The sequence below is a fragment of the Mesorhizobium sp. M7A.F.Ca.ET.027.03.2.1 genome (genome assembly GCF_003999175.1).
Taxonomy (GTDB): domain Bacteria; phylum Pseudomonadota; class Alphaproteobacteria; order Rhizobiales; family Rhizobiaceae; genus Mesorhizobium.
In genome coordinates, this window is record NZ_RZOM01001275.1 from 1 (window position 1) to 1,517 (window position 1,517).

The following is a 1,517-nucleotide window of genomic DNA, read 5'->3' on the forward strand; positions in this document are numbered from 1 at the left end:
GCCGAAGGTGGTGACGTAGGCGGCGTTCAGCTTGGAAAACAGTTCGCGCTCCTTGTCGGTCAGCGCGTCGAGGCCGGCCGAGGCCTGTTCCCTGGTCGATTCCGCCGTCAGCCGTTTGGCCTTGGCCAGCTTGCCGGCAAGGTCGGGATGGGCGTTGAGCACCGAAAGCCGCTCGGTTTCGCTGGCGGACCGGAAGATGCGGCAAAGCGCATTGTGCAGACCGCCTGAGGTGTCATGCGCCGGGCCCAGTTCCAGTTCATAGGCGCGTTCGGCGATCCAGGGCGAATGCTCGAACACGCCGCCGAAAGTGTGGACGAAGGTCTCGAATTCCATCTTCGATGGGCGGAGCGCCGGCGGTTGATAAGGATTGACCTCTTGCCAGTGCCTGGCGATGTCGATGCGCCTCGCCAGCCAGACCCTGTCGTGCGACTTCACATAGTCGACGAAGCGCTTCAGCGCCGCCACCCGGCCCGGCCGCCCGACGAGGCGGCAATGCAGGCCAATGTTCATCATGCGCGGCCGGCCGGCCTGGCCCTCGGCATAGAGCGTATCGAAGCTGTCCTTCAAATAGGCAAAGAACTGGTCGCCCGAATTGAAACCTTGCGGCGTGGCGAACCGCATGTCGTTGGCGTCGAGTGTATAGGGAATGATGAGCTGCGCGCCGCCCTCATGCTCGAACCAGTAGGGCAGCTCGTCGTCATAGGTGTCCGACACATAGTCGAAACCACCTTCTTCCGCCACAATCCGCACTGTGTTGATCGATGTGCGACCCGTATACCAGCCGGTCGGGCGCACGCCGGTCACTTCGTAGTGCAGCTTGATCGCCGCCTTGAGGTCGCGGCGCTCATCTTCGGCGCTGTGGTCGCGGTAGTCGATCCATCTCAGCCCGTGCGAGGCGATCTCCCAGCCGGCTTCCTGCATGGCCGCCACCTGATCCGGCGAACGGGCGAGTGCGGTGGCGACGCCGTAGCAGGTGATCGGCACTTGCGACTCGGTGAACAGCCGCAGCAGCCGCCAGAAGCCGGCGCGGGCACCGTATTCGTAGATGGATTCCATGTTCCAGTGACGCTGGCCCATCCAGGGTGCCGCGCCGACGATTTCCGACAGGAAGGCTTCAGACGCCTTGTCGCCATGCAGCACGCAGTTCTCGCCGCCTTCCTCGTAGTTGACGACGAACTGCACGGCGACATGTGCCCCGCCAGGCCATTTCGGGTCCGGCGGATTGGCTCCATAGCCGCGCATGTCTCTGCAGTAACGCATCGTCCCTCCCGCCGGGCACGGCCCGAAGTATGATCAGGATATCGAAAGGGTGCTTCTCGCATTCCCCCGAAAATTTTTGAAAGTGTTTTTGTCGCACTCCGCTCGACCGGGACTTATGCATCGCCTTTAATTGGCGCACAATTCACTGTTGATACTTGATCGTACCGGGCCAATTCGCTCGTACCGGAAATGGGAGGCGGCCAATGGCAGAAACGTCGAATGCCGATGGCGGGCGTCTGACGACCCATGTCCTCGAC

1 protein-coding gene is annotated in these 1,517 nt (G+C 62.3%); it reads right to left on the reverse strand.

Features of this window, described 5'->3' with window-relative positions; all coding sequences use genetic code 11:
- Window positions 1–1,260, reverse strand: a 1,260-nt coding sequence (gene puuE, locus EN750_RS33775) for an allantoinase PuuE (RefSeq protein WP_127399233.1), incomplete at its 3' end; no start/stop codon positions are given.
- Between the last annotated feature and the right edge of the window lie 257 nt (window positions 1,261–1,517).